Below are 367 nucleotides of genomic sequence, written 5' to 3'. Positions count from 1 at the left end.
CCTTCAGTAGTATCGTCTTCAATATATCGGGGTGGGTAACGATCCCGACAATCTGTTGATTCTCGAATACCGCTATCGCGTCCAAGCCATACTCCAACAAAGCTGGTGCTAAGTCTTCTACCTGAGTTTCTGGGTGGGTTGATAACAACGATTCGTGACAGAAGGCGTTTAGCGAGCTTTTCTGCATTTCCTCGAGGTTACCACCCTGTGGGCTCATTAGAAAAGGGACGATCTTTTTATCAGATAGCATTCCGCAATATTTCTGTTCCTCATCAAGAATGACCAGGTGATGTATTTCATACTTCTGCATAATACGCCAGGCATCTTCGAGCGTCTTATCTTTGCTGATACTCAGTACCGGCGAGCT

Annotated in this window: 1 protein-coding gene; it reads right to left on the bottom strand. The window is 45.8% G+C overall.

What is annotated here, in order from left to right; all coding sequences use genetic code 11:
- Positions 1 to 367: HPP family protein (locus A3757_RS21070; protein ID WP_156506473.1), on the bottom strand; the 367-nt coding region annotated here is incomplete at both ends.

The sequence above is a fragment of the Oleiphilus sp. HI0117 genome (genome assembly GCF_001635235.1).
The sequence above is the reverse complement of the archived record's forward strand: the minus strand, read 5'-3'. Positions and strand labels throughout refer to the sequence as shown.